Annotated in this window: 20 protein-coding genes; 11 read left to right on the forward strand and 9 right to left on the reverse strand. The window is 71.4% G+C overall.

Going from position 1 to position 21,756, the window contains the following annotated elements:
- Both AQJ54_RS14810 and AQJ54_RS14815 read right to left on the reverse strand, forming a co-directional pair.
- Positions 1-461: alkaline phosphatase family protein (locus AQJ54_RS14810; RefSeq protein ID WP_346265460.1), on the reverse strand; the 461-nt coding region annotated here is incomplete at its 3' end.
- 253 nt (positions 462-714) lie between these two features.
- On the reverse strand, positions 715-1,629 hold the full coding sequence (locus AQJ54_RS14815) for a helix-turn-helix domain-containing protein (protein ID WP_062029029.1): 915 nt from the start codon (positions 1,627-1,629) through the stop codon (positions 715-717).
- 146 nt (positions 1,630-1,775) lie between these two features.
- Between AQJ54_RS14815 and tkt the strand changes: the two genes are divergently transcribed.
- The 8 genes from tkt to AQJ54_RS14855 all read left to right on the forward strand — a co-directional run bounded on the left by tkt (position 1,776) and on the right by AQJ54_RS14855 (position 12,164).
- A complete protein-coding gene (gene tkt, locus AQJ54_RS14820; RefSeq protein ID WP_062237696.1) occupies positions 1,776-3,851 on the forward strand; it encodes a transketolase in 2,076 nt (691 codons plus the stop codon).
- 19 nt (positions 3,852-3,870) lie between these two features.
- Positions 3,871-5,016, forward strand: a complete 1,146-nt coding sequence (tal, locus tag AQJ54_RS14825) for a transaldolase (RefSeq protein WP_062238631.1) — start codon at positions 3,871-3,873, stop codon at positions 5,014-5,016.
- Positions 5,013-6,548: a glucose-6-phosphate dehydrogenase gene (gene zwf, locus AQJ54_RS14830; RefSeq protein WP_062029022.1), complete on the forward strand. Its 1,536-nt coding sequence runs from the start codon at positions 5,013-5,015 to the stop codon at positions 6,546-6,548. The genes tal and zwf overlap by 4 nt, the downstream gene beginning before the upstream one ends.
- Positions 6,545-7,480 (forward strand): glucose-6-phosphate dehydrogenase assembly protein OpcA, encoded by a 936-nt coding sequence (opcA, locus tag AQJ54_RS14835; RefSeq protein WP_062237698.1) that lies wholly within the window; start codon positions 6,545-6,547, stop codon positions 7,478-7,480. Before zwf ends, opcA begins: the two co-directional genes overlap by 4 nt.
- Positions 7,473-9,125 carry a glucose-6-phosphate isomerase gene (gene pgi, locus AQJ54_RS14840; RefSeq protein ID WP_062237700.1) on the forward strand — a complete coding sequence of 551 codons (1,653 nt, stop codon included), beginning with the start codon at positions 7,473-7,475 and terminating at the stop codon, positions 9,123-9,125. The genes opcA and pgi overlap by 8 nt, the downstream gene beginning before the upstream one ends.
- Before the next feature lies 1 nt (position 9,126).
- A complete protein-coding gene (gnd, locus tag AQJ54_RS14845) occupies positions 9,127-10,005 on the forward strand; it encodes a phosphogluconate dehydrogenase (NAD(+)-dependent, decarboxylating) (protein ID WP_062237702.1) in 879 nt (292 codons plus the stop codon).
- 7 nt (positions 10,006-10,012) lie between these two features.
- The gene (locus AQJ54_RS14850) at positions 10,013-10,600 is read left to right on the forward strand and encodes a histidine phosphatase family protein (RefSeq protein ID WP_030314948.1); all 588 of its coding nucleotides are present in this window, start codon (positions 10,013-10,015) and stop codon (positions 10,598-10,600) included.
- Between the two features lie 100 nt (positions 10,601-10,700).
- Positions 10,701-12,164, forward strand: a complete 1,464-nt coding sequence (locus tag AQJ54_RS14855; RefSeq protein WP_062029012.1) for a translocation/assembly module TamB domain-containing protein — start codon at positions 10,701-10,703, stop codon at positions 12,162-12,164.
- Between the two features lie 31 nt (positions 12,165-12,195).
- Here the strand turns inward: AQJ54_RS14855 and AQJ54_RS14860 are convergent, their stop codons facing one another.
- On the reverse strand, positions 12,196-13,083 hold the full coding sequence (locus AQJ54_RS14860; RefSeq protein ID WP_062237704.1) for a shikimate dehydrogenase: 888 nt from the start codon (positions 13,081-13,083) through the stop codon (positions 12,196-12,198).
- Positions 13,084-13,224: 141 nt separating this feature from the next.
- On the opposite strand from AQJ54_RS14860, the gene AQJ54_RS14865 reads away from it, so the two are divergent.
- Positions 13,225-13,890 carry a TetR/AcrR family transcriptional regulator gene (locus AQJ54_RS14865; protein WP_062029008.1) on the forward strand — a complete coding sequence of 222 codons (666 nt, stop codon included), beginning with the start codon at positions 13,225-13,227 and terminating at the stop codon, positions 13,888-13,890.
- Between the two features lie 125 nt (positions 13,891-14,015).
- On the forward strand, positions 14,016-15,356 hold the full coding sequence (locus AQJ54_RS14870; protein ID WP_062237706.1) for an MFS transporter: 1,341 nt from the start codon (positions 14,016-14,018) through the stop codon (positions 15,354-15,356).
- A gap of 78 nt (positions 15,357-15,434) precedes the next feature.
- On the opposite strand, the gene AQJ54_RS14875 is transcribed toward AQJ54_RS14870, so the two are convergent.
- Positions 15,435-15,845: a VOC family protein gene (locus AQJ54_RS14875; RefSeq protein ID WP_062237707.1), complete on the reverse strand. Its 411-nt coding sequence runs from the start codon at positions 15,843-15,845 to the stop codon at positions 15,435-15,437.
- A 166-nt stretch (positions 15,846-16,011) separates the two neighbouring features.
- Entirely contained in the window at positions 16,012-16,461 is a 450-nt protein-coding gene (locus AQJ54_RS14880) for a PPOX class F420-dependent oxidoreductase (protein ID WP_030314937.1), read from the reverse strand.
- 157 nt (positions 16,462-16,618) lie between these two features.
- Here AQJ54_RS14880 and AQJ54_RS14885 point away from each other — a divergent pair, with 157 nt between their 5' ends.
- Positions 16,619-17,845, forward strand: coding sequence for a serine hydrolase domain-containing protein (locus AQJ54_RS14885; RefSeq protein ID WP_062029001.1), 1,227 nt, complete (start codon positions 16,619-16,621; stop codon positions 17,843-17,845).
- Here AQJ54_RS14885 and AQJ54_RS14890 read toward each other — a convergent pair.
- Genes AQJ54_RS14890 through AQJ54_RS14905 form a run of 4 tightly spaced genes read right to left on the reverse strand, consistent with a single transcriptional unit; the run spans position 17,842 to position 21,752 of the window.
- The gene (locus AQJ54_RS14890; RefSeq protein ID WP_062237709.1) at positions 17,842-19,011 is read right to left on the reverse strand and encodes a saccharopine dehydrogenase family protein; all 1,170 of its coding nucleotides are present in this window, start codon (positions 19,009-19,011) and stop codon (positions 17,842-17,844) included. The genes AQJ54_RS14885 and AQJ54_RS14890 overlap by 4 nt on opposite strands.
- Entirely contained in the window at positions 19,004-20,068 is a 1,065-nt protein-coding gene (locus AQJ54_RS14895) for a saccharopine dehydrogenase (RefSeq protein ID WP_062237711.1), read from the reverse strand. The genes AQJ54_RS14890 and AQJ54_RS14895 overlap by 8 nt, the downstream gene beginning before the upstream one ends.
- Entirely contained in the window at positions 20,065-21,198 is a 1,134-nt protein-coding gene (locus AQJ54_RS14900; protein WP_062237713.1) for an NAD(P)/FAD-dependent oxidoreductase, read from the reverse strand. Before AQJ54_RS14900 ends, AQJ54_RS14895 begins: the two co-directional genes overlap by 4 nt.
- The gene (locus AQJ54_RS14905) at positions 21,195-21,752 is read right to left on the reverse strand and encodes a hypothetical protein (protein ID WP_062237715.1); all 558 of its coding nucleotides are present in this window, start codon (positions 21,750-21,752) and stop codon (positions 21,195-21,197) included. The genes AQJ54_RS14900 and AQJ54_RS14905 overlap by 4 nt, the downstream gene beginning before the upstream one ends.
- Positions 21,753-21,756 lie beyond the last annotated feature (4 nt).

Raw genomic sequence — 21,756 nt, forward strand, 5'->3', positions numbered from 1 at the left:
TAATTGCCGCTGCTGCACGTAGTCGAACCCTGGCTGGGCAGCGACTCGTTCCAGCTCGCCCAGGTCTTGCCCGCGGCGATGAGCTCCGAGGCGAGATTGGGGGCGGAGATCGACCCGACGCTCACGCAACTGTCGTCGGTGCGGCCCTGGTTGGAGCCGGAGAACAGCATGTAGTAGTTCGGCTCGCTCGGGTGGGTGAGTCCGTAGGACTGGGTGAGGTTCGCGCCTCCCGCCTTGAGCGTGTTGTTGAGGTAGGGGGCGCTGGAGCTGCCGATGACCTGGGTGTAGGCGTGGTTCTCCATGACCACGACGACCACGTGGTCGGGGGTGGGGAGGGCGGCGGCCTGGGCGGTGGTGGCGGTCGCCGCCCACACGCCGATCGAGGCGGCGGTGAGGGCGAGGGCTCCGGCGAGCGCGGAGAGGGAACGTCGGTTGCGCGAGGGTGCCTTGACGGCGGCCATGACTGTCCTCCGGACAGAGGTGACGGACGTTCGTGGGGGTGGCGGCGCGGCAACAGTAGGGGGCTCGCACCGGCCCTGAGTGAAGGCCGGGCGAACCGCGGGTCACGCCGGGCAAAGTTCGCCCCTCGCACAGGTCATGCACGGCAAAGACTCCGCCAAATGGACATGACAAACCTGACCGGCTCTCAACTCTGCGAGAACTCGGCGCAGTTCCCCGTGTCGAGAACTCGGCGGAGTTCCGTGCGTCGAGAACTCAACGCAACTCCGCCCGGAACGCCGCCGGTGTCAGCTCCGTGTGCTGCTGGAAGAACTTCGAGAAGTTCGCCGCGTCCGGGAAACCGATCGCCGCCCCCACCCGGCCGATCGGCAGGTCCGTGTGGGCCAGCAGGCGCTTGGCCTCCAGGACCACCCGCTTGTCGATGAACCCCTTGGGCGTCTCCCCCGTCGCCGCACGCACCGCGCGCACCAGGGTCCGGCGGGAGTAACCGAGCGCGTCGGCATAGGCGCTGACGCTGTGGTTGGTGGCGAACCCCTTCTCCACGGCGTCCCGGAACAGGGTGAACGTCGACTCCGCCTGCCGCCCCGCGTCCGCCGAGCTCGCCGCCAGATGGGCGAGGCGCAGCAGGAACGCCGTCAGGGTGTGCCGCAGGACCGCGGCGTGCAGGCTCGGCGGGAGGGTCGCCGTGTCCTCGTACTCCCGCCGGAGCTGGGCCAGTCCTGCCTTCAGCCCCGCCAACTGGGGCTCTGAGGGCCGCAGCAGGGGCGGCAGGTCGTAGCGGTAGAGCCCCGTCGCCTCCACCGTCGTCCGCGGCAGGAACCCGGGTTGCATGGTGAGCACGGTTCCGCGGTACTCGCTCGTCGGGGAGAAACGGTGGACCTGGCCCGGGCGGATCCACAACAGGTCGCCCGCCGCGGCCTCGTACTCGGCGAAGTCGACCATGTGGCGGACGGGCTCGCCGTCGAAGAGCATCACGACATGGAAGTCGATGCGGTGCACCCGCTCCAGCGGGGCATCCGCATGCCAGGTGCGGTCGGCTCCCATGGGTCCGACCTGCATGCCCACGCCGCCCACACTGAGCTCGACGGGAAAGGGGAACGTTCTGATCCCGTCCACTTGGCCGTCATCGGCTCCGCCTTGGATGGAGCCTTGGGTCGTTCTGTCCGCCATGTCCTTCTCGCGCCGCCCGCCTGAAGCGTTCCGTGTCCCACTTTCACCACAGGCTGGCACACCGCGACCTTCCCCCGTAAAAGTCAGACTTTTAAGTTCGAACACGTCAGACCAGCAATCCCGCTCCGATCGAGGACTTCTTGAAGATGAGCACGCAGACACCGGACACCTTCGAATGGACCGAACTCGACCGGCGTGCCGTCGACACCGCCCGCCTTCTGGCGGCCGATGCCGTGCAGCAGGTCGGCAACGGACACCCGGGGACCGCGATGGCCCTGGCCCCGGCGGCGTACACGATCTTTCAGAAGGTGATGCGGCACGACCCGGCGGACCCCGAGTGGACCGGCCGTGACCGCTTCGTCCTCTCCCCCGGCCACACCTCGCTGACGCTGTACACCCAGCTCTTCCTCTCCGGGTACGAGCTGGAGCTCGACGACCTGAAGGCGTTCCGCACCCACGGCTCCAAGACGCCCGGTCACCCCGAGTACGGGCACACCGCCGGCGTGGAGACCACCACCGGGCCGCTCGGCCAGGGTGTCGCCAACGCCGTCGGCATGGCGATGGCCGCCCGCTACGAGCGTGGCCTGTTCGACCCCGAGGCCCCCGAGGGCGAGTCCCCCTTCGACCACACCATCTGGGCGATCGTGTCCGACGGCGACCTCCAGGAGGGCATCTCCGCCGAGGCCTCCTCCCTCGCCGGCCACCAGAAGCTCGGCAACCTGGTCTTCCTCTACGACGACAACCACATCTCCATCGAGGGCGACACCGCGACCGCGTTCTCCGAGGACGTCCTGAAGCGCTACGAGGCCTACGGCTGGCACACCCAGCGCATCGAACCCGGGGCCGACGGCGACATCGACGTGCACGCCCTGCACGCGGCCCTGAAGACGGCCCAGGCCGAGACCAGGCGCCCCTCGATCATCGCGATGCGCACGATCATCGCCTGGCCCGCCCCGAACGCGCAGAACACCGAGGCCGCCCACGGCTCCGCGCTCGGCGCCGACGAGGTCGCCGCCACCAAGCGCGTCCTCGGCTTCGACCCGGAGAAGAGCTTCCAGGTCACGGACGAGGTCCTCGCCCACACCCGTCAGGCCCTGGACCGGGGTGCCGAGGCGCACGCGGCCTGGGACAAGCAGATCGCGTCCTGGCGCGGCGAGCAGCCCGAGCGGGCGCGGCTCTTCGACCGGGTGGTCGCGGGCCAGCTCCCCGAGGGCTGGGAGTCCGCGATCCCCGTCTTCGAGGAGGGCGCCTCCGTCGCGACCCGGGCCGCCTCCGGCAAGGTCCTCCAGGCGCTGGGCCCGGTGCTGCCCGAGCTGTGGGGCGGCTCCGCCGACCTCGCCGGCTCGAACAACACCACCATCGACAAGACCAGCTCCTTCCTCCCGGCGGGCAACCCGCTGCCCGAGGCCGACCCGTACGGCCGTACGGTCCACTTCGGGATTCGCGAGCACTCGATGGCCGCCGAGATGAACGGCATCGCGCTGCACGGCAACACCCGCATCTACGGCGGCACCTTCCTGGTGTTCTCCGACTACATGCGCAACGCGGTCCGGCTGTCCGCGCTGATGCAGCTGCCCGTCACCTACGTCTGGACCCACGACTCCATCGGTCTCGGCGAGGACGGCCCGACGCACCAGCCGGTCGAGCACCTGGCGTCGCTGCGCGCCATCCCGGGCCTGAACGTGGTCCGCCCGGCCGACGCCAACGAGACCGCGATCGCCTGGGCCGAGATCCTCCGCCGGCACGCCACCGACCCGGCCCCGCACGGCCTCGCGCTCACCCGCCAGGGCGTGCCGACCTACGCGCCGAACCCGGACGCGGCCAAGGGCGGGTACGTCCTGAAGGACGCCTCCACCGGGACCCCCGACGTGGTTCTCGTCGCCACCGGCTCCGAGGTGCAGCTCGCCGTCGCCGCGCGGGAGCAGCTGGAAGCCGAGGGGGTCGGCACCCGGGTGGTGTCGATGCCGTCCGTGGAATGGTTCGAGCAGCAGCCGAAGGAGTACCGCGAGCGGGTCCTTCCGCCGTCCGTGCGAGCCCGCGTCGCAATCGAGGCCGGTATCGGTCTGACGTGGTACCGCTTCATTGGTGACGCAGGACGCATCGTCTCCCTCGAACACTTCGGCGCCTCCGCCGACGCGAAGACCCTGTTCGCCGAGTACGGCTTCACCGCCGAGAACGTCGCCGCAGCAGCCAGGGAATCGCTGGCCGCCGCGCGTGGTTGATCCGACCGCCAGAAAGAAGATGATCAAAGTGACCGAAGCTACCGCGACCGCGGGAGCACTCAAGCGCCTGTCCGACGAGGGCGTCTCCATCTGGCTGGACGACCTGTCACGCAAGCGGATCGAGTCCGGGAACCTCGCCGAGCTCGTCGCCACGAAGCACGTCGTCGGCGTCACCACCAACCCCTCCATCTTCCAGGCCGCCATCGGCTCCGGAGCGGGCTACGAGGAGCAGCTGAGCGACCTCGCCGCCCGGGACGTGACGGTCGACGAGGCCGTACGGATGATGACGACCGCCGACGTCCGCGCCGCCGCCGACGTGCTGCGCCCGGTGTACGACGCCACCGGCGGCCGGGACGGCCGGGTGTCCATCGAGGTCGACCCCCGTCTGGCCCACGACACCCGGGCGACGGTCGCCGAGGCCAAGCAGCTCGCCTGGCTGGTGGACCGCCCGAACGTCATGATCAAGATCCCGGCGACGAAGGCCGGCCTGCCCGCGATCACCGAGGTCATCGCCCTCGGCATCAGCGTCAACGTCACGCTGATCTTCTCGCTGGAGCGCTACCGCGAGGTCATGGACGCCTACCTGGCCGGCCTGGAGAAGGCCGCGAAGAAGGGCCTCGACCTCGCCACGATCCACTCGGTCGCCTCGTTCTTCGTCTCCCGGGTCGACTCCGAGATCGACAAGCGGCTCACCCTGCTCGGCACCGAGCAGGCCCTCGCGCTCAAGGGCAGGGCGGCGCTCGCCAACGCGCGGCTCGCCTACGAGGCGTACGAGGAGGTCTTCTCCGGTGAGCGCTGGACCTCCCTCGGCGACGCCCGCGCCAACCGGCAGCGCCCGCTGTGGGCCTCGACCGGCGTGAAGGACCCGGCCTACAAGGACACCCTCTACGTCGACGACCTGGTCGCCCCCGGCACGGTCAACACCATGCCCGAGGCCACGCTGAACGCCACCGCCGACCACGGCGACATCACCGGCGACACGGTGACCGGCGGCTACGCGCAGGCCCGCGCCGACCTGGCCGCCGTGGAGGCGCTCGGGATCTCCTACGACGAGGTCGTGCGGCAGCTGGAGGACGAGGGTGTCGCCAAGTTCGAGGTGGCCTGGCAGGACCTGCTGGACGCCGTCACCAAGTCGCTGAACAGCAAGGGAGTGGACGCGGAATGACCATCACCGCCGACTGGGAGAACCCGCTGCGCGACGAGCGCGACCGGCGTCTCCCCCGGATCGCCGGGCCCTCCGGTCTCGTCATCTTCGGCGTCACCGGCGACCTGTCCCGCAAGAAGCTGATGCCGGCCGTCTACGACCTCGCCAACCGCGGCATGCTCCCGCCGGGCTTCTCGCTCGTCGGGTTCGCCCGCCGGGACTGGGAGGACGAGGACTTCGCGCAGATCGTGCACGACTCGGTGCGCGAGCACGCCCGGACCGAGTTCCGTGAGGAGGTCTGGCAGCAGCTCGCCGAGGGCATGCGGTTCATCCCGGGCGACTTCGACGACGACACGGCGTTCAAGCAGCTGCGCCAGACCGTCGACGACCTCGACAAGGCGCGCGGCACCAGCGGCAACTACGCCTTCTACCTCTCCGTACCGCCGAAGTTCTTCCCGAAGGTCGTGAAGCAGCTCAAGAAGCACGGCCTCGCGGACGCACCCGAGGGGTCCTGGCGGCGCGCGGTCATCGAGAAGCCGTTCGGCCGCGATCTGAAGAGCGCCCGCGAGCTCAACGCCATCGTGCACGACGTGTTCGATCCGGAGCAGGTGTTCCGGATCGACCACTACCTGGGCAAGGAGACCGTCCAGAACATCCTGGCGCTGCGCTTCGCCAACCAGATGTACGAGCCGATCTGGAACCGCTCGTACGTGGACCACGTGCAGATCACGATGGCCGAGGACATCGGCATCGGCGGCCGGGCCGGCTACTACGACGGCATCGGCGCCGCCCGTGACGTCATCCAGAACCACCTGCTCCAGCTGATGGCGCTGACCGCCATGGAGGAGCCGGCCGCGTTCGACGCCGAGTCGCTGCTCACCGAGAAGCTGAAGGTCCTGCGGGCCGTGAAGCTGCCGGAGGACATCGGCAAGAGCGCCGTGCGCGGGCAGTACGCGGGTGCCTGGCAGGGCGGCGAGAAGGTGCTCGGCTACCTGGAGGAGGAGGGCATCGACAAGGCCTCCACCACGGACACGTACGCCGCCATCAGGCTGAACGTCGACAACCGCCGCTGGGCGGGCGTCCCCTTCTACCTGCGCACCGGCAAGCGGCTGGGCCGCCGGGTCACCGAGATCGCGGTCGTCTTCCAGTCCGCCCCGCACTCCCCCTTCGACCACACGGCGACCGAGGAGCTCGGCAAGAACGCGATCGTCATCCGCGTCCAGCCGGACGAGGGCATGACGGTCCGGTTCGGGTCGAAGGTGCCGGGCACCTCGATGGAGATCCGGGACGTGACGATGGACTTCGCGTACGGCGAGTCGTTCACCGAGTCCAGCCCGGAGGCCTACGAGCGGCTCATCCTGGATGTCCTCCTCGGGGACGCCAACCTGTTCCCGCGTCACCAGGAAGTGGAAGAGTCCTGGAAGATCCTCGACCCGATCGAGGAGCACTGGGCGAACCACGGCCGTCCGGCGCAGTACGCGTCGGGTACCTGGGGACCCGAGGAAGCCGACGAGATGCTCGCACGAGACGGACGGAGCTGGCGCAGGCCATGAAGATCGACCTGACCGACACCACGGCAAGCAAGATCAACAAGGCGCTGGTGCAGGGTCGCCGCGCCATCGGGACGCCCGCGGTGGGCATGGTCCTGACGATGGTGATCGTCACGGACGAGGAGAACGCCTACGACGCGATCAAGGCGGCCGAGGAGGCCTCGCACGAGCACCCCTCGCGCACCCTGGTCGTCATCAAGCGGCACGCCCGCACCGCCCGCGACCGGATGTCCTCCAAGCTGGACGCCGAGGTCCGGGTGGGCGCCGACGCCGGCACCGGTGAGACGGTGATCCTCCGGACCTACGGCGAGGTGTCCGACCACGCCGACTCCGTGGTCCTGCCGCTGCTGCTGCCGGACGCCCCGGTGGTCGTGTGGTGGCCGGTGGACGCGCCGGAGAACCCGGCGAAGGACCCGCTGGGCGCGCTGGCCCAGCGCCGGATCACCGACCTGTACGCCGTCGAGGACCCCCTGGCGGTGCTGGACACCCGGGTCCGCTCCTACGCGCCCGGCGACACCGACCTCGCCTGGACCCGGCTGACGCCGTGGCGCTCGATGCTGGCGGCGGCCCTCGACCAGGCCCGGGCGCAGATCATCTCCGGTGCCGTGGAGGCGGAGGCCGACAACCCGGCCGCCGAACTCCTCGCGCGCTGGCTGGAGGCGCGGCTCAAGGTGAAGATCGAGCGGGTCGTCACCGCGGGGCCGGTCGTCACGGCCGTGCGCCTGGGCACCGCGAACGGCGAGATCGTCATCGACCGCCCCGAGGGCCCGCTGGCCACGCTGTCCCTGCCGGGCCAGCCCTCCCGCACCCTCGCCCTCAAGGTCCGCACCACCTCCGAACTCATCGCCGAGGAACTTCGCCGCCTCGACGCCGACGAGATGTACGCCGTCGCCCTGCGGGGCGAGGCCGGCAAGGAGACCCCTGCTCATGTCTGACTCCCCCCTGCTGACGCGCCGCCCCGAGTGGACGGCCCTGGAGGACCACCGCGCCGAGGGGACCCCCCATCTGCGCGAGCTGTTCGCGAAGGACCCGGGGCGCGCGGAGCGGTACGTCGTGCGCGTCGGCGATCTGCGCATCGACTACTCCAAGCACCTGATCACCGACGAGACCCTGGCCCTGCTCCAGGAACTGGCCGCCGCCACCGACGTGTTCGGCCTGCGGGACGCCATGTTCCGCGGTGAGCGGATCAACCTCACCGAGGACCGGGCGGTCCTGCACACCGCGCTGCGCGCCCCCGCGAACGCGGTCGTCGAGGTCGACGGCGAAAACGTCGTGCCCCGCGTGCACGCCGTGCTCGACAAGATGAGCGACTTCGCGAACCGGGTCCGCTCCGGCGAGTGGACCGGCCACACCGGCAAGCGGATCAAGAACGTCGTCAACATCGGCATCGGCGGCTCCGACCTCGGCCCCGCGATGGCCTACGAGGCCCTGCGGGCCTTCACGGCACGGGAGTTGACCTTCCGTTTCGTGTCCAACGTGGACGGCGCCGACCTGCACGAGGCCACCCGCGACCTGGACCCGGCGGAGACCCTGTTCATCGTGGCGTCGAAGACGTTCACCACGATCGAGACGATCACCAACGCCACCTCGGCCCGCTCCTGGCTGCTCGATGGCCCCGGCGGACTCCACGACGACAAGGCCGTCGCGAAGCACTTCGTGGCCCTGTCGACGAACGCCGAGAAGGTCACGGACTTCGGCATCGACCCGGACAACATGTTCGAGTTCTGGGACTGGGTCGGCGGCCGCTACTCCTACGACTCGGCGATCGGTCTCTCCCTGATGATCGCCATCGGCCCGGACCGTTTCCGGGAGATGCTCGACGGCTTCCGGATCGTCGACGAGCACTTCCGCAACGCCCCCGCCGAGGCCAACGCCCCGCTGCTGCTCGGTCTGCTGGGCATCTGGTACGGCAACTTCCACGACGCCCAGTCGCACGCGGTGCTGCCCTACAGCCACTACCTCTCCAAGTTCACCGCGTACCTCCAGCAGCTGGACATGGAGTCCAACGGCAAGTCGGTGCAGCGCGACGGCCGTCCGGTGGAGTGGCAGACCGGCCCGGTGGTGTGGGGCACGCCCGGCACCAACGGACAGCACGCGTACTACCAGTTGATCCACCAGGGCACCAAGCTCATCCCGGCCGACTTCATCGGCTTCGCCCGCCCGGTCGACGAGCTGAGCGACGAACTCAAGGCGCAGCACGACCTGTTGATGGCCAACCTGTTCGCACAGGGGCAGGCGCTCGCCTTCGGCAAGACCGCCGAGGAGGTCCGCGCGGAGGGCGTGCCCGAGGAGCAGGTGGCGCACCGCACCTTCCAGGGCAACCACCCCACGACCACGATCCTCGCGAAGGAGCTCACCCCCTCCGTCCTGGGCCAGCTCATCGCCCTCTACGAGCACAAGGTGTTCGTCCAGGGCGCGGTCTGGAACATCGACTCCTTCGACCAGTGGGGCGTCGAGCTCGGCAAGGTCCTCGCCAAGCGCGTCGAGCCCGCCCTGACCGAGGGCGCGGACGTCCCCGGTCTCGACTCCTCCACCACCGCCCTGGTGGCCGCCTACCGTGAACTGAAGGAAGTGCACTGACATGCAGCTGGGACTCATCGGTCTGGGCAAGATGGGCGGCAACATGCGCGAGCGGATCCGCCGCGCGGGCCACACCGTCATCGGCTACGACCGCAACCCCGAGGTCTCCGACGTGGCGAGCCTCGCCGAGCTGGTCGACAAGCTCGAGGCCCCGCGCGTGGTGTGGGTGATGGTGCCGGCCGGCGCCCCCACCCAGTCCGTGGTGGACGAGCTCGGTGAGCTCCTGTCCCCCGGTGACACCGTGGTCGACGGCGGCAACTCCCGCTACACGGACGACGAGAAGCACGCCGCGGAGCTGGGCGCCAAGGACATCGGCTTCATCGACGCCGGTGTCTCCGGCGGTGTGTGGGGCCTCCAGAACGGCTACGCCCTGATGGTCGGCGGCGACAAGGAGCACGTGGACCGGCTCCAGCCGATCTTCGAGGCGCTCAAGCCCGAGGGGCCGTACGGCTATGTCCACGCGGGCAAGGTCGGCGCCGGGCACTTCTCCAAGATGGTCCACAACGGCATCGAGTACGCCATGATGCAGGCGTACGCCGAGGGCTGGGAGCTCCTGGAGAAGGTCGAGTCGGTGGACAGCGTGCGCGAGGTGTTCCGCTCCTGGCAGGAGGGCACCGTCATCCGCTCGTGGCTGCTCGACCTCGCGGTCAACGCCCTCGACGAGGACGAGCACCTGGACAAGCTGAAGGGCTACGCGCAGGACTCCGGCGAGGGCCGCTGGACCGTGGAGGCGGCCGTCGACAACGCGGTGCCGCTGCCCACGATCACCGCCTCGCTCTTCGCGCGGTTCGCGTCCCGCCAGGACGACTCCCCGCAGATGAAGATGATCGCGGCGCTGCGCAACCAGTTCGGCGGCCACGCCGTCGAAGCGAAGAAGTAGGCGCGTCGTGGGGGATCTTCTTCTGGTCCGCCACGGCGAGACGGAGTGGAGCGTGTCGGGACAGCACACCAGCTGGACCGACCTGCCCCTCACCCAGCACGGCGAGGAACAGGCCAAGTTGCTCGCTCCGCTCCTGTCGGGCCGGACCTTCTCGCTCGCGCTCACCAGTGAGCTGGGCCGCGCGATACGCACCGCCGAACTGGCGGGCATCACCGGGGCCGTGACCGACCCCGACCTCCACGAGTGGGACTACGGCGCCTACGAGGGCGTCACCACGGTCGACATCCACCGGACCCGGCCCGACTGGGACCTGTGGACCGACGGGGTCCCGCCCGGACCCGAAGGGCACCCCGGGGAGTCGCCGGAGCAGATCGGCCGGCGCGCCGACCGGGTGCTGGCCCGGGTGGACACCGCGCTCGGCGAAGGCGACGTGGTCCTCGTGGCCCACGCCCACTTCCTGCGGGTCCTCACAGCCCGCCGACTCGGGCTCGCCCCGGCGGACGGCCGGCTCTTCCAGCTGGCCACGGGCACGGTGAGCCGGCTGTCGACGGAGCACGACCGGCCGGTGATCGCGGAGTGGAACACACGCGCCTAGTACGGCAGTTGCGGACGGCCCGGGAGCACGGTCTCCCGGGCCGTCCGCGTCGTCGAGGGCCTGTTGACACCGGGGCGCGTGCGTTGGAGAGTCACCGCTGATGGAGATCAACAACCTGACCCCGGCCGAACGGCGGGTGTGGCGCGCCTTTCCCCGGGGCGAGGCCGTGGACTTCCGGGCGGCGGACGACGAGGACGCGGCGGGCGGCGCCGACTGGGGCCCCGAACGCACCGTGCGGGCCTCCGTGTTGCGGTTCCTGATGCTCAACGGGCCGCGGGAGGACGGCGAGATACCCGCCCTGAAGCTGGCGGGCGCCCGGATCACCGGTGTGCTCGCCCTCCAGTACGGGGCGGTCGGCCACGCCGTGCGCCTGAGCCACTGCCACTTCGACGACGTACCGCTCCTGTACGGCTGCCGGCTGCGCCAGTTGAACCTCAGCAACTCCGTGCTGCCCGGCCTCACCGCCGCCACCGTGCACGTCGAGGCGGTGCTGCGGCTGACGGACTGCCGGGTGAACGGACCGGTGCGGCTGGGCGGGGCGCAGATCGCCGGGGCACTGTTCATGGACCGTGCCGAGATCGTCGCGGACGGCGCCGGGGAGCCCGCGCTCCAGCTCAACCACATGAGCATCGGCGACGACCTGTGGGCGCCGGGTCTGCGCGCCCACGGCGAGGTACGGCTCAACGGCACGTCCGTGGCCGGTTCCGTCAACCTCAACGACGCCCGGCTCAGCAACCCGGGCGACATCGTGCTCGACGCCCAGACCCTGAGCGTCGAGGGCGACGTCCATCTGCGCCGGGTGCACACCTTCGGCTGGATCGGTCTGCGGGGCGCCCGGATCGCGGGCCGCCTCGACTTCTCCTACGCGCATCTGTCGAACCCGGGCGACGCGGCGCTGCGGGCGAGCAGCAGCACCATCGGGGAGCTGTGGATCCGCAAGGGCCCCGCCATGGAGGGCGCCCTCACCCTGCGCCGCGCACAGATCGACGAGCTGTTCCTGGAGCCGGAGTCGGTGCCGGACGAGGTGCAGTTCAACGGGCTCGTCTACACCTCGCTCACCCCGCAGGAACCGCCCGCGCGCCGGCTGCCGATGCTGGAGCGGGACCGCGAGGGCTATGTCCCGCACGCCTACGAGCAGTTGACCGCCGCATACCGCAGGATCGGGGACGACTACGCGGCCCGGCAGGTCCAGCTCGCCAAGCAGCGCCGCCGCCGCGCCACCCTGCCCTGGTACGGGCGGCTGTGGGGGCACGTCCAGGACGCGGCCGTCGGCTACGGCTTCCATCCGCTGCGCGCCGGTGTCTGGCTGGTCTCCCTGCTCGCGGTCGGCACGATCGCCTACGGGCTGCACCACCCGCCGCCGCTCAAGGCGGACGAGGCCCCGCGCTTCAACGCGCTGTTCTTCACCCTCGACCTGCTGCTGCCGGTGATCTCCTTCGGCCAGGAGGGGGCCTTCGCGCCGAGCGGCTGGTACCAGTGGCTTTCGTACGCCCTCATCATCGCGGGCTGGATCCTCGCGACCACGGTCTTCGCGGGCGTCACCCGCACCGTCAACCGGCAGTGAACGGGCGGTGGTTGCGGAGGCCGCCGAGACGTCAGCGTGAGGTCTGCCCGGGTGCCGCGACCCCGCCCGCCAGCTCCGCGATGTCCGCCAGCATCCGTGCCGAGTCCGGCTCGCGGCCCGTGAACAGCCGGAACGCGTCCGCCGCCTGGAAGACCGCCATGCCGCCGCCGTCGAGCGTGGCACAGCCCAACGCACGGGCGGTGCGCAGCAGTTCCGTCTCCAGCGGGCGGTAGACCACCTCGGCGACCCACAGCTCGGGGCGGAGCAGGCCGGCCGGGAAGGGCAGTCCTGGGTGGGCGGCCATGCCGGTGGGGGTGGCGTGCACCACGCCGTCGGCCCCGGCGAGCAGTGCGGGCAGCCGCTCCGGGCCGGCCGCGGCCGCGCGTCCCTCGCCGAAGTGCCGGTTGAGGGCGGCGGCGAGAGCGGCGGCCCGGTCGGCGAGCGCGTCCACGACGGTGACCCGCTCGGCGCCCAGGGTCAGCGCGGCGTGCGCGACGGCCGCGCCCGCGCCGCCGGCGCCCAGCTGGACGACCCGCTCCAGGGGCACGTCCGGCAGCCCGCGCGCGAAGGAGGCCGCGAAACCGGTGACGTCGGTGTTGTGGCCGGTCGCCCGGCCGTTCTCGAAGACGACGGTGTTGACCGCGCCGAGCGCCTCGGCCTGCGGGGCGAGCGCGTCGAGGTGCCCGATGACCAGCTGCTTGCAGGGGTGGGTGATGTTCAGCCCGTCGTAGCCCAGGTCACGGGCGGCCCGCACCAGGTCGCCGACGGCCTCGGGGGGTACGCCGAGGGCGTCGATGTCGATGAGCCGGTAGAGATAGCGCAGGCCCTGCCGGTCCGCCTCCCGCTCGTGCAGCGCCGGGCTCAGCGAGGGTCCGACGCCCGCGCCGATCAGTCCGACGAGAAACGAGTCCTTGGCCACGCGGACCTCCTGAGCCGATCGCGAAAGGCGACTAATGTACGAACCAGTACGTTAGCTATATCAGGCGGACCGCCGCCGGGGAAGGGTTCGCCCGCGCCTTCTAGAATCTGCGGCACCGGCCGCACTTCCCGAAGGGACCCGATGACCACCGTCGACGAACCGGCACGACCGCACGGGCGGATCCGCGACGCGGCCCGCACCCGGTCCGAGATCCTGGACGTGGCCACCCAGGAGTTCGCGCGAGCCGGCTACGACGGCGCCCGGGTCGACGAGATCGCGGCCCGCACCCGCACCACCAAGCGGATGATCTACTACTACTTCGGCGGCAAGGAGCAGCTGTTCACGGCCGTCCTGGAGCGGGCCTACGGCGTGATCCGCGAGGCCGAACAGGAACTGGACGTCGAGCACCTGGACCCGGTCGCGGCGATCCGGCGCCTCGCGGAGGTGACCTTCGACCACCACGAGCAGCACCCCGACTTCATCCGCCTGGTCAGCATCGAGAACATCCACGGGGCCGAGCACATCGCCGCCTCCGAGAAGCTCGGCCGCATCGGCTCCCCGGCGCTCGACGTGATCCGCCGCATCCTGGCCTCGGGGCAGGAGTCCGGGCTGTTCACCGCCGACGTGGACGCGGTGGACCTGCACGCGATGATCAGCTCGTTCTGCTTCTTCCGGGTGGCCAACCGGCACACCTTCGGGGCGCTGTTCGGCCGCGACCTGGTCGCTCCGGAGCAGCGCGAGCACTACCGCGCGATGCTCGGGGACATGGTGATCGCGTACCTGACCGCAGACCGTGCCGGGGACTGAATCCCTCCGCCCGGAACCCTTGACACGCGGGAAACGCGGGCGCAACATCCTCGGCAACCGCTACTAACTACCCAGTGGGTTAATTAGCTGGGTAGCTCCCGGAGTCCCCCCGAAGGAGCACCGCCGTGTCCGTCCCCGCCGACGCCGTCGGGCAACCGAAAAAGGCCGCCACCGCAGCCTGGATCGGCAGCGCCCTGGAGTACTACGACTTCTTCATCTACGGCAGCGCCGCCGCCCTGATCTTCCCGAAGGTGTTCTTCGACGAGTCCGACCCCGCCACCGCGACCCTGCTGTCCCTGGCCACGTTCGGGGTCGCCTACGCGGCCCGGCCGGTCGGCGCGCTCTTCATGGGGCACTTCGGCGACCGGGTCGGCCGCAAGAAGATCATGGTCTTCACGCTGGTCCTGATGGGCCTGTCGACCTTCCTCATCGGCTGTCTGCCGACCCGCCACCAGGTGGGCACCCTCGCCCCGGTCCTGCTGGTGCTGTGCCGGGTCCTCCAGGGCATCTCGGCGGCCGGCGAACAGGCCAGCGCCAACTCCATGAGCCTGGAACACGCGCCGGCGCACCGGCGGGGCTTCTTCACCAGCTTCACCCTCAGCGGCACCCAGGGCGGACAGCTGCTCGCCACGCTGGTCTTCCTGCCGGTCGCCGCACTGCCCGAGGACCAGCTGCTGTCCTGGGGCTGGCGGGTGCCGTTCTGGCTGAGCGTCGGGGTCGCCGTGGCCGGCTTCGTGATCCGCCGCAAGCTGGCCGAGACCCCGGCGTTCGAGCAGCAGGCCGCCTCCGCGGGGGTGGTGAAGCTGCCGCTGGCGGTGCTGCTGCGGGAGCACTGGGCGGATGTGCTGCGGGTGATCGGCGGCGCGGTCATCGCCTCGGTGTCCACGATCTTCACGGTGTGGGCGCTGGCGTACGCGACGAGCGACGCGGTCGGGATGAGCCGTTCCTCGATGCTGTGGGTGGGCGCGCTGGCCAACCTGGTCGCGCTCGCCGCGATCCCCCTGTGGGCCACGCTCTCGGACCGCATCGGCCGACGGCCGGTCTTCCTGATCGGAGCGGTGGGCAGCGCGGTGATGATGTTCCTGTACCTGTGGGCGGTCTCCACGGGCACCTACCCGCTCGTCCTGCTGCTCGGCATCGTCACGTTCGGCGTGGTCTACAGCGCGGCGAACGGGGTCTGGCCGTCCTTCTACGGGGAGATGTTCTCCACCAGGGTCCGGCTGTCCGGGATGGCGATCGGCACCCAGATCGGCTTCGCCGTGGCCGGTTTCGCGGTGACCTTCGCGGCGCAGATCGCGGGCCCGGACGGGACGGACTGGTCGTCGGTGGCCCTGTTCACGGCGGCCCTCTGCGTCCCCCCGGTGATCGCGGCGCTGACCGCCCGCGAGACCCACAAGGTCGCCACGGAGGACCTCGGCTCCCGCGCACCCGGCGAGGCACCGCGGCCGGAGACGGTCACGGCCTGACCGGACGCGGACATCCCCCCGGGCCCCCGGACGCCGTCACGGCTCCGGGGGCCCGGCCGCGGTTACCCGCGTCGCTTCCTACGCGTTGCTCCAGCCCCGGGAGCAGAGCACGAGGCGGTACCCGTCCGGATCCTCGACGGTGACGCCCCACTCGTTCCAGTACGGGTTCGGCGAGGGCACCCGCTTCCCGCCGTGCGTCTCCAGGCGGGCCACCAGGTCGTCCGGTACGGGCCCGTCGACGTAGACGACCAGCAGGTCCTCCTCGGTGGGCCGGGGTTCGACCGGCCGGCCCTGTTCGTGGACGAGTTCCAGGTGCCAGCCGGCGTCCGGCCAGCCGAGCATCAGCAGATCGTGCTCGCCGGGTTCGGGACCGCCCTCGGCACGCCAGACGACCCCCAGCCCGAGCCCCTCGACCCAGAACCGCTCGGCGGCCGCGAGGTCCCGGGAAGGACGGGCGATGCGGATGTGACTACGGCCGTTCACGGGCATGGTGACCTCTTCGCGTGGTGTCGGTGTGCCGGTCAGCGTAGGCAGCCGACGCCTCCGGCACATCGGTCGTCCGCCCTGCGCCCCGGGTCGTAGGTCGCCCGACAGGGCGGCCGGCTGCCCTGCGCCCCGGGACGTAGGCCCCCGGCGCGGGGCCCGCGCCCGGTCGTCAGCCCTGGTCGCCCCTGGCCGGGATCCCGTACGCGCGCTCCACCCGCAGGCGCAGCACCAGACGGCCGTCGCGGACCATCGCCGCGCGGTAGTCGTCCCAGTCCGGGTGCTCGCCCTGGACGTCGCGGTAGAGGCGGATCAGTTCCTCGACCGTGTCGTCGTGGGGGTCCTTCGCCACCGGGGTCAGGTCGGCGGTGCCCTCGGCGACCGTGTAGGCCCAGCGGTCCGGTGTCGTCACGTGGTACGAGGCGCGGGGGTCCCGGCGCAGGTTGCGGGTCTTGGCGCGGTCGTCCGTGAGGGAGATCCGGATGATGCGCTCGTCGGGGTAGTAGGCGTGGGTGACGTTCGACAGCTGGGGGCGGCCGTCGCGCTTGAGCGTGGTCAGTACCCCGCCGTGGCCCTGCGAGAGCAGCCGGAGCAGTGCGTCCTGCGTCGCGTCCTGAGTCATACCACGATCAACCGGCCCGCCCGCGCCCCGCATTCCCGTGCCGGCCGTTCCCGCCCGACCCGCGACCGGGCGCGGTTTCCTGAGCGAAAATGATGTCTGAGGGGAGTCCGGAGCGGGTATCCGGTCCGCGCCTCGACGGACGTGACGGAGGAGAACGATGGCACAGCTGCGGCAAGAGGTCGATCCGGGTGAGGTGGGGCTGGACGAGAAGGTCCTCGACCGCCTCGACCAGCACTTGGCGCACTACGTCGACGAGGGCCGGATGCCCGGCTTCCTGGTCTGCGTCTCCCGGGGTGGCCGCGTCGCGCACCTCACCGTCCACGGCCGGCGCGACCTCGCGGCCGGACTGCCCGTCGAGACCGACACACTGTGGCGGATCTACTCGATGACCAAGCCGGTCACCGCGGTCGCGGCCCTGCTGCTGGTGGAGGAGGGGCGGCTGTCCCTGGACGACCCGGTCGCCGACCACCTCCCGGAGTTCGCCGAACCGCGCGTGTACGTGGACGGGGCCGGTGACACCCTCACGACCCGCCCGGCCGACGGTCCGATACGGATCCGGCACCTGATGACCCACACCGCCGGCCTGACCTTCGCGTTCTACCACTCCCACCCGGTCGACGCGCTCTACCGCGAGGCCGGTCTGGACTCGTCGGTGCTGCCCGGTTCGACCCTCGCCGAGACGGTCGCCGTGTACGCAGGCCTGCCGCTCCAGTTCGAGCCGGGCACGCAGTGGAACTACTCGGTCGCCTCCAATGTGCTGGGCCGGGTCATCGAGATCGTGTCCGGCACCTCGCTCGACGCCTTCTTCGCCGAACGGATCTTCGGCCCCCTCGGGATGACCGACGCCGGTTTCTGGGTGAACGAGCAACAGACGCACAGACTCTCGGAGTTGTACGGCGAGAAGGACGACGGCACGATCGAGCCGGTCCCCGGGCTGCCGCTGCGGGGCCGCCCCCGGCTGCTGTCCGGCAGCGGCGGCCTTGCGGCCTCGGCCCACGACGTGCACCGCTTCGCGGAGATGCTGCGCCGCCGCGGCGAACTGGACGGCACCCGGCTGCTGTCCGCCGAGACGGTCGACCTGATGACCTCCAACCACCTTCCGGGCGGCGCCGATCTGCGCGCGTTCGGCACCAAGCCCGCCCACGACGAGCCCGGCAACGACGGCCTCGGCTTCGGTCTCGGCGTCTCCGTGGTGATCGACCCCGCCCGCACCCCGGCCCCCGCGGGCCTCGGCACGTTCGGCTGGAGCGGGGCCGCCTCCACGACCTTCTGGGTCGATCCGGTCCGTGATCTGAGCGTGCAGTTCTACACCCAGGTCCGGCCGAAGACGCTGAAGGTCTTCCCGGACCTGAAGCGTCTGGTCCACGAGGCGGTCGTCAGCTAGCCCCGTCGGTCTCCCTGGTCCACCCGCAGCGTGAAGTGCAGGCCCGCCCGGGACAGTTCGCCCAGCCACTGCCGCGAGCGGGCGGCGGTCTCGGCGGCGCGGTGCAGGCCCGCCGGCAGGGTGCCGTCGAGGATGTGGCCGATGCCGAGGGCGAGGGTGCGGGAGACGCAGCGGGCCATCGCGCTGTCGTCCTCGTCGCCCACCGTGTCCAGGAGGTAGCCGCCGGACCAGGTGCGGCCGTCCTCCGCGCGCACGTCCAGGGAGACGACGAGGACGACCCGGTCGCGGTCGGCGTCCGTGGTCGGATACCTGGCCGCCAACTCCTGGGCCAGGGCCGCGATCCGGGCGTCGTCGCCGGTCCGCAGCTCCTCGAAGACGGGCTCCCAGGCACGCAGCCAGCCGTCGAGCCGCAGGGTGCCGCGCACGAAGGTCCGCGGGGTCCACGCGGCTGGCAGCCCGTACTGCTCGACGAAGGGCACGCTGTCGCGGTTGGGGTAGACCTCGAAGGTCTCGCCGTCCACGACATGACGCCGGGTCGCCTCCCAGGGCCGCTCGACGGTGGTGGGGGTGCCGTCGTCGAGGTGACGGGCGGGTGAGCGCAGGGCGTTGAGGACGCCGAGCGGGGCCCAGCTGAAGCGGTACCTGAAGTCGTTCGGGACGGCGGGGACACCGCCGCAGTAGGAGGTGAGGGAGTACGACGCCGGTGTCGTGTCGCCGATCGCCGCCCGGGCCCGGGCCACGAGGTCGTGTGCGAAGAGGTGGTCGATCCCGGGGTCGAGTCCGGCCTCGGTGAGGACGACGACGCCGGCCTTCTCCGCCTCCGGTACGCGTTCGAGGAGGGCGTCGGACACATAGCTGGAGCAGGCGAAGTGGGCCCGTCGGCGCACACAGGCGGCGAGGAGGCCGGGGTGCTCGGAGGCGGGCAGCATCGACACCACGACGTCCCCGGGCGCCAGTTCGGCGGTGAGCGCGGCCGGTGTGTAGGCGCGGGGCACGGCCCGGCCGTTGAGCCGCAGTCCTTCGAGGGCCTGTTCGGCGCGTTCCTCGGTGCGGTGCCACAGCAGCACGCGGTCGGCGGTGTCGCACAGCGCGGCCAGCCCGCTGCCGGTGGACAGTCCGGCGCCGATCCAGTGCACGGTGCCGGTCGCGGCAACCGGTTCAGACACGGCGGGCCTCCCCTTCCTCGATGCCGAGTTCACGGCACGCCTGACGGAACCGCTCCAGACAGCGCCCCCACGGCCCACCGGTGCCGAACTCCAGCAGCAGGGGCAGCAACGAGCCGGAGAAGCCGGTGCTGGACTCCTCCGGGAGCAGGGACGGCAGGTTGTCGATGGCGATCAGGTCGAGCGGGGGCTCCTTGTGGAGCCGGCGGACCGGTTCGGTCCACTCGGTGACGCGGTCGTAGACGGGCAGGACGTTCAGCGGGGAGCCGACGTCGCAGGTGACGTCGGAGAGGGTGCGCAGTCGGCGGGCCGGGTCGTCCAGGTCCTCCTCGCGGACGAAGGGCGGGACGGGGCTGGTGGCGAGGACGCAGTTCACCAGGACGTCGTGCGCGAGCAGGGCGGGCCGGTCCAGGTTCCTCGTCTCGTCGAGGTCCCAGCAGGTCGGGTCGAGTCCGGCGGCCCGCAGGGCGACCCGGGCGCCCCGGCCGCTGCGGCCCAGGGCGCCGACCACCAGCGCCGTGAACTCCTCGTCCCCGGCGACCGGCCGCAGCACCTCCTCCAGTTCCTCCTGCGAGGTCGGCGTGAGGGGCGCGGTCAGCCTGCCCCGGTGCTGGAGGACGGCCAGAGCGGCGCCCAGATAACCGGCCCAGTAGCCGAACGCGGCGAGCCTGCGGCCCTGGTCGTCCACCAGGTACTCCAGGTCGAGGAGCGCCCCGCCCCCGGCGGCGAACCGGCGCAGCAGTTCGGGGGCGCCGGGCTGCTGCTTGTAGGCGTGCCCGAAGTAGACATGACGGTGTGTCAGGGCGGCTGGTTCGTCGGGGAGTTCCTTCAGGCCGACGACCACCGCGTCCCGTGGCGCCTCGGACACCCACGAGCCCGCGGGGGCGACCACGCAGCCGACCGCCTCGTACTGCTCGACCGGGAAGATCCGCTGCGGGGACTCCTCGACCGTCAGCGTCGCCCCGGCCTCGACGAGGCGCCGGGCGTCGGACGGCACGAGGGGCGTGCGCCGCTCGGTGGAACGGACCTCGTGGCGCAGCCACAGGTGGAGCTCGGTCATACGCGGTTGGCCTCCGGGCGCGGGGCGTCGGCCGCGAACCGGCCGGCGCTGAGCGGGCTGATGTCCACGAAGGGTACGCGTCCCAGGTACAGGTCGCGGACGACCTCGCCGACGGCCGGTCCCTGGAGGAAGCCGTGGCCGGAGAAGCCGGTCGCGTACAGGAAGCGGGAGACCGAAGTGGCCTCGCCGATCAGGGCGTTGTGGTCGGGGGTGAGCTCGTAGAGGCCGGCCCAGCCGCCGGTGCGGCGCAGGTCGAGGAGGGTGGGGGCGCGGTGGGCCATCGCCTCGGCGAGGCGGGGGATCCAGCGGTCGTGCGTCGCGGTGTCGAAGCCGGGTCTCTCGTCGGGGTCGGACATGCCGAGGAGGAGGCCGGGGCCCTCGCCGTGGAAGTAGAGGCTGCTGGTGAAGTCGATGGTCATGGGCAGGTCGGGCGGGAGTCCCGGCACCGGCTCGGTGACCGCGATCTGGCGGCGCAGCGGTTCCACCGGCAGGTCGACGCCGACCATCGCGCCGAGGGCCCGCGACCAGGCTCCGGCCGCGCAGATCACCGTGTCGGTGGCGATCCGGCCCTTGGTGGTGACCACGGCCGTGATGGTGTCGCCGTGGAGTTCGATGCCGGTGACCTCGGTGTGCCGCAGGATCGTCGCGCCGTGGCGGCGGGCGTCGGCCGCGTAGCCGTGCACCACCGACTCGGGGGTGCAGTGGCCGTCCTCGGGCGAGAAGGCGGCCGCGAGCAGGCCGTCCGTGGTGATGAGCGGGGAGAGCCGCCGGGCCTCGGCCGGGTCGATCATGCGACTCGGGACGCCCAGGGAGTTCTGGAGCTCGACGCTCGCCTCGAAGGAGGCGACCTCCTCAGGCGTCGACAGCAGGAAGAGATAGCCCACCCGGTGCAGTCCGATGTCCTGCCCCGTGTCCCGGTCGAAGCGCCCGAACGCCTCCAGGCTGCGGGCCCCGAGGCGGATGTTGAGCTCGTCGGAGAACTGCGCCCGCACCCCGCCGGCCGCCTTGGAGGTGGAGCCGGAGGCGAGTTCGTCCCGCTCGACGAGGACCACGTCCGGTACGCCGGCCCGGGCCAGGTGGCGGGCGATGCTCGTGCCCATGACCCCGCCGCCGACGACGACCACGCTCATACGGACTCCCCCTGTGCCCGCGCCACGGCCCGGGCGGAAACCTCGTCCTGCATACCGAGGCCGACGCCGGTGACGATGTCGCAGGGTGCGGTGCGCCCGTCGGCGCGTCGGGACAGGACCTCATCTGGAGGGACGAGGGGCGGCGGTTGCGCGCTCGCGAGTGCGTCCATGATCGGTCCCGCGTGCCGCGCCGCGGTCGTCGGGCCGTCCACGACGACGGCCGCGGACCGTCGCGTCCTGGGCTCCGGCACCCGGGCCCTGGCCCATGTGCGGCCGGTCTCCGGGCCGAGGGCCGTCACCACGGCGTGGACGGCGGGCCGCCCGGGCGCCGCGTCGGCCGGATCGACGCTGCCGGACTTCGCGACGGCCCCGGAGCCGGCGGTGAGCCGGGAGACATGCGCGAAGGCCACGCCGTCGTCGCAGCGGCTCGGATACGTGATCTTCGCCGGCGGGTCGGCCGCCCCGGAGCTGAGCGCGGTGAAGGCGATGGCCGCCTCCACGTCGGGCAGGCGGGTGACCTGTGCTCCGGAGAGGAAGAGGACGTCGTCGGTCATTCCC

The sequence above is a fragment of the Streptomyces griseorubiginosus genome, from assembly GCF_001514195.1.
GTDB lineage: Bacteria > Actinomycetota > Actinomycetes > Streptomycetales > Streptomycetaceae > Streptomyces > Streptomyces griseorubiginosus.

What these genes read in the sequence shown, in the direction of transcription:
- AQJ54_RS14900 (WP_062237713.1), bottom strand. Translation starts at nt 21,198, where the DNA reads ATGAGCGTGGTCGTCGTCGGCGGCGGGGTCATGGGCACGAGCATCGCC.
- gnd (WP_062237702.1), top strand. Translation starts at nt 9,127, where the DNA reads ATGCAGCTGGGACTCATCGGTCTGGGCAAGATGGGCGGCAACATGCGC.
- zwf (WP_062029022.1), top strand. Translation starts at nt 5,013, where the DNA reads ATGACCATCACCGCCGACTGGGAGAACCCGCTGCGCGACGAGCGCGAC.
- AQJ54_RS14855 (WP_062029012.1), top strand. Translation starts at nt 10,701, where the DNA reads ATGGAGATCAACAACCTGACCCCGGCCGAACGGCGGGTGTGGCGCGCC.
- AQJ54_RS14880 (WP_030314937.1), bottom strand. Translation starts at nt 16,461, where the DNA reads ATGACTCAGGACGCGACGCAGGACGCACTGCTCCGGCTGCTCTCGCAG.
- AQJ54_RS14875 (WP_062237707.1), bottom strand. Translation starts at nt 15,845, where the DNA reads ATGCCCGTGAACGGCCGTAGTCACATCCGCATCGCCCGTCCTTCCCGG.
- AQJ54_RS14815 (WP_062029029.1), bottom strand. Translation starts at nt 1,629, where the DNA reads ATGGCGGACAGAACGACCCAAGGCTCCATCCAAGGCGGAGCCGATGAC.
- AQJ54_RS14895 (WP_062237711.1), bottom strand. Translation starts at nt 20,068, where the DNA reads ATGACCGAGCTCCACCTGTGGCTGCGCCACGAGGTCCGTTCCACCGAG.
- tkt (WP_062237696.1), top strand. Translation starts at nt 1,776, where the DNA reads ATGAGCACGCAGACACCGGACACCTTCGAATGGACCGAACTCGACCGG.
- AQJ54_RS14865 (WP_062029008.1), top strand. Translation starts at nt 13,225, where the DNA reads ATGACCACCGTCGACGAACCGGCACGACCGCACGGGCGGATCCGCGAC.
- opcA (WP_062237698.1), top strand. Translation starts at nt 6,545, where the DNA reads ATGAAGATCGACCTGACCGACACCACGGCAAGCAAGATCAACAAGGCG.
- tal (WP_062238631.1), top strand. Translation starts at nt 3,871, where the DNA reads ATGATCAAAGTGACCGAAGCTACCGCGACCGCGGGAGCACTCAAGCGC.
- pgi (WP_062237700.1), top strand. Translation starts at nt 7,473, where the DNA reads ATGTCTGACTCCCCCCTGCTGACGCGCCGCCCCGAGTGGACGGCCCTG.
- AQJ54_RS14905 (WP_062237715.1), bottom strand. Translation starts at nt 21,752, where the DNA reads ATGACCGACGACGTCCTCTTCCTCTCCGGAGCACAGGTCACCCGCCTG.
- AQJ54_RS14885 (WP_062029001.1), top strand. Translation starts at nt 16,619, where the DNA reads ATGGCACAGCTGCGGCAAGAGGTCGATCCGGGTGAGGTGGGGCTGGAC.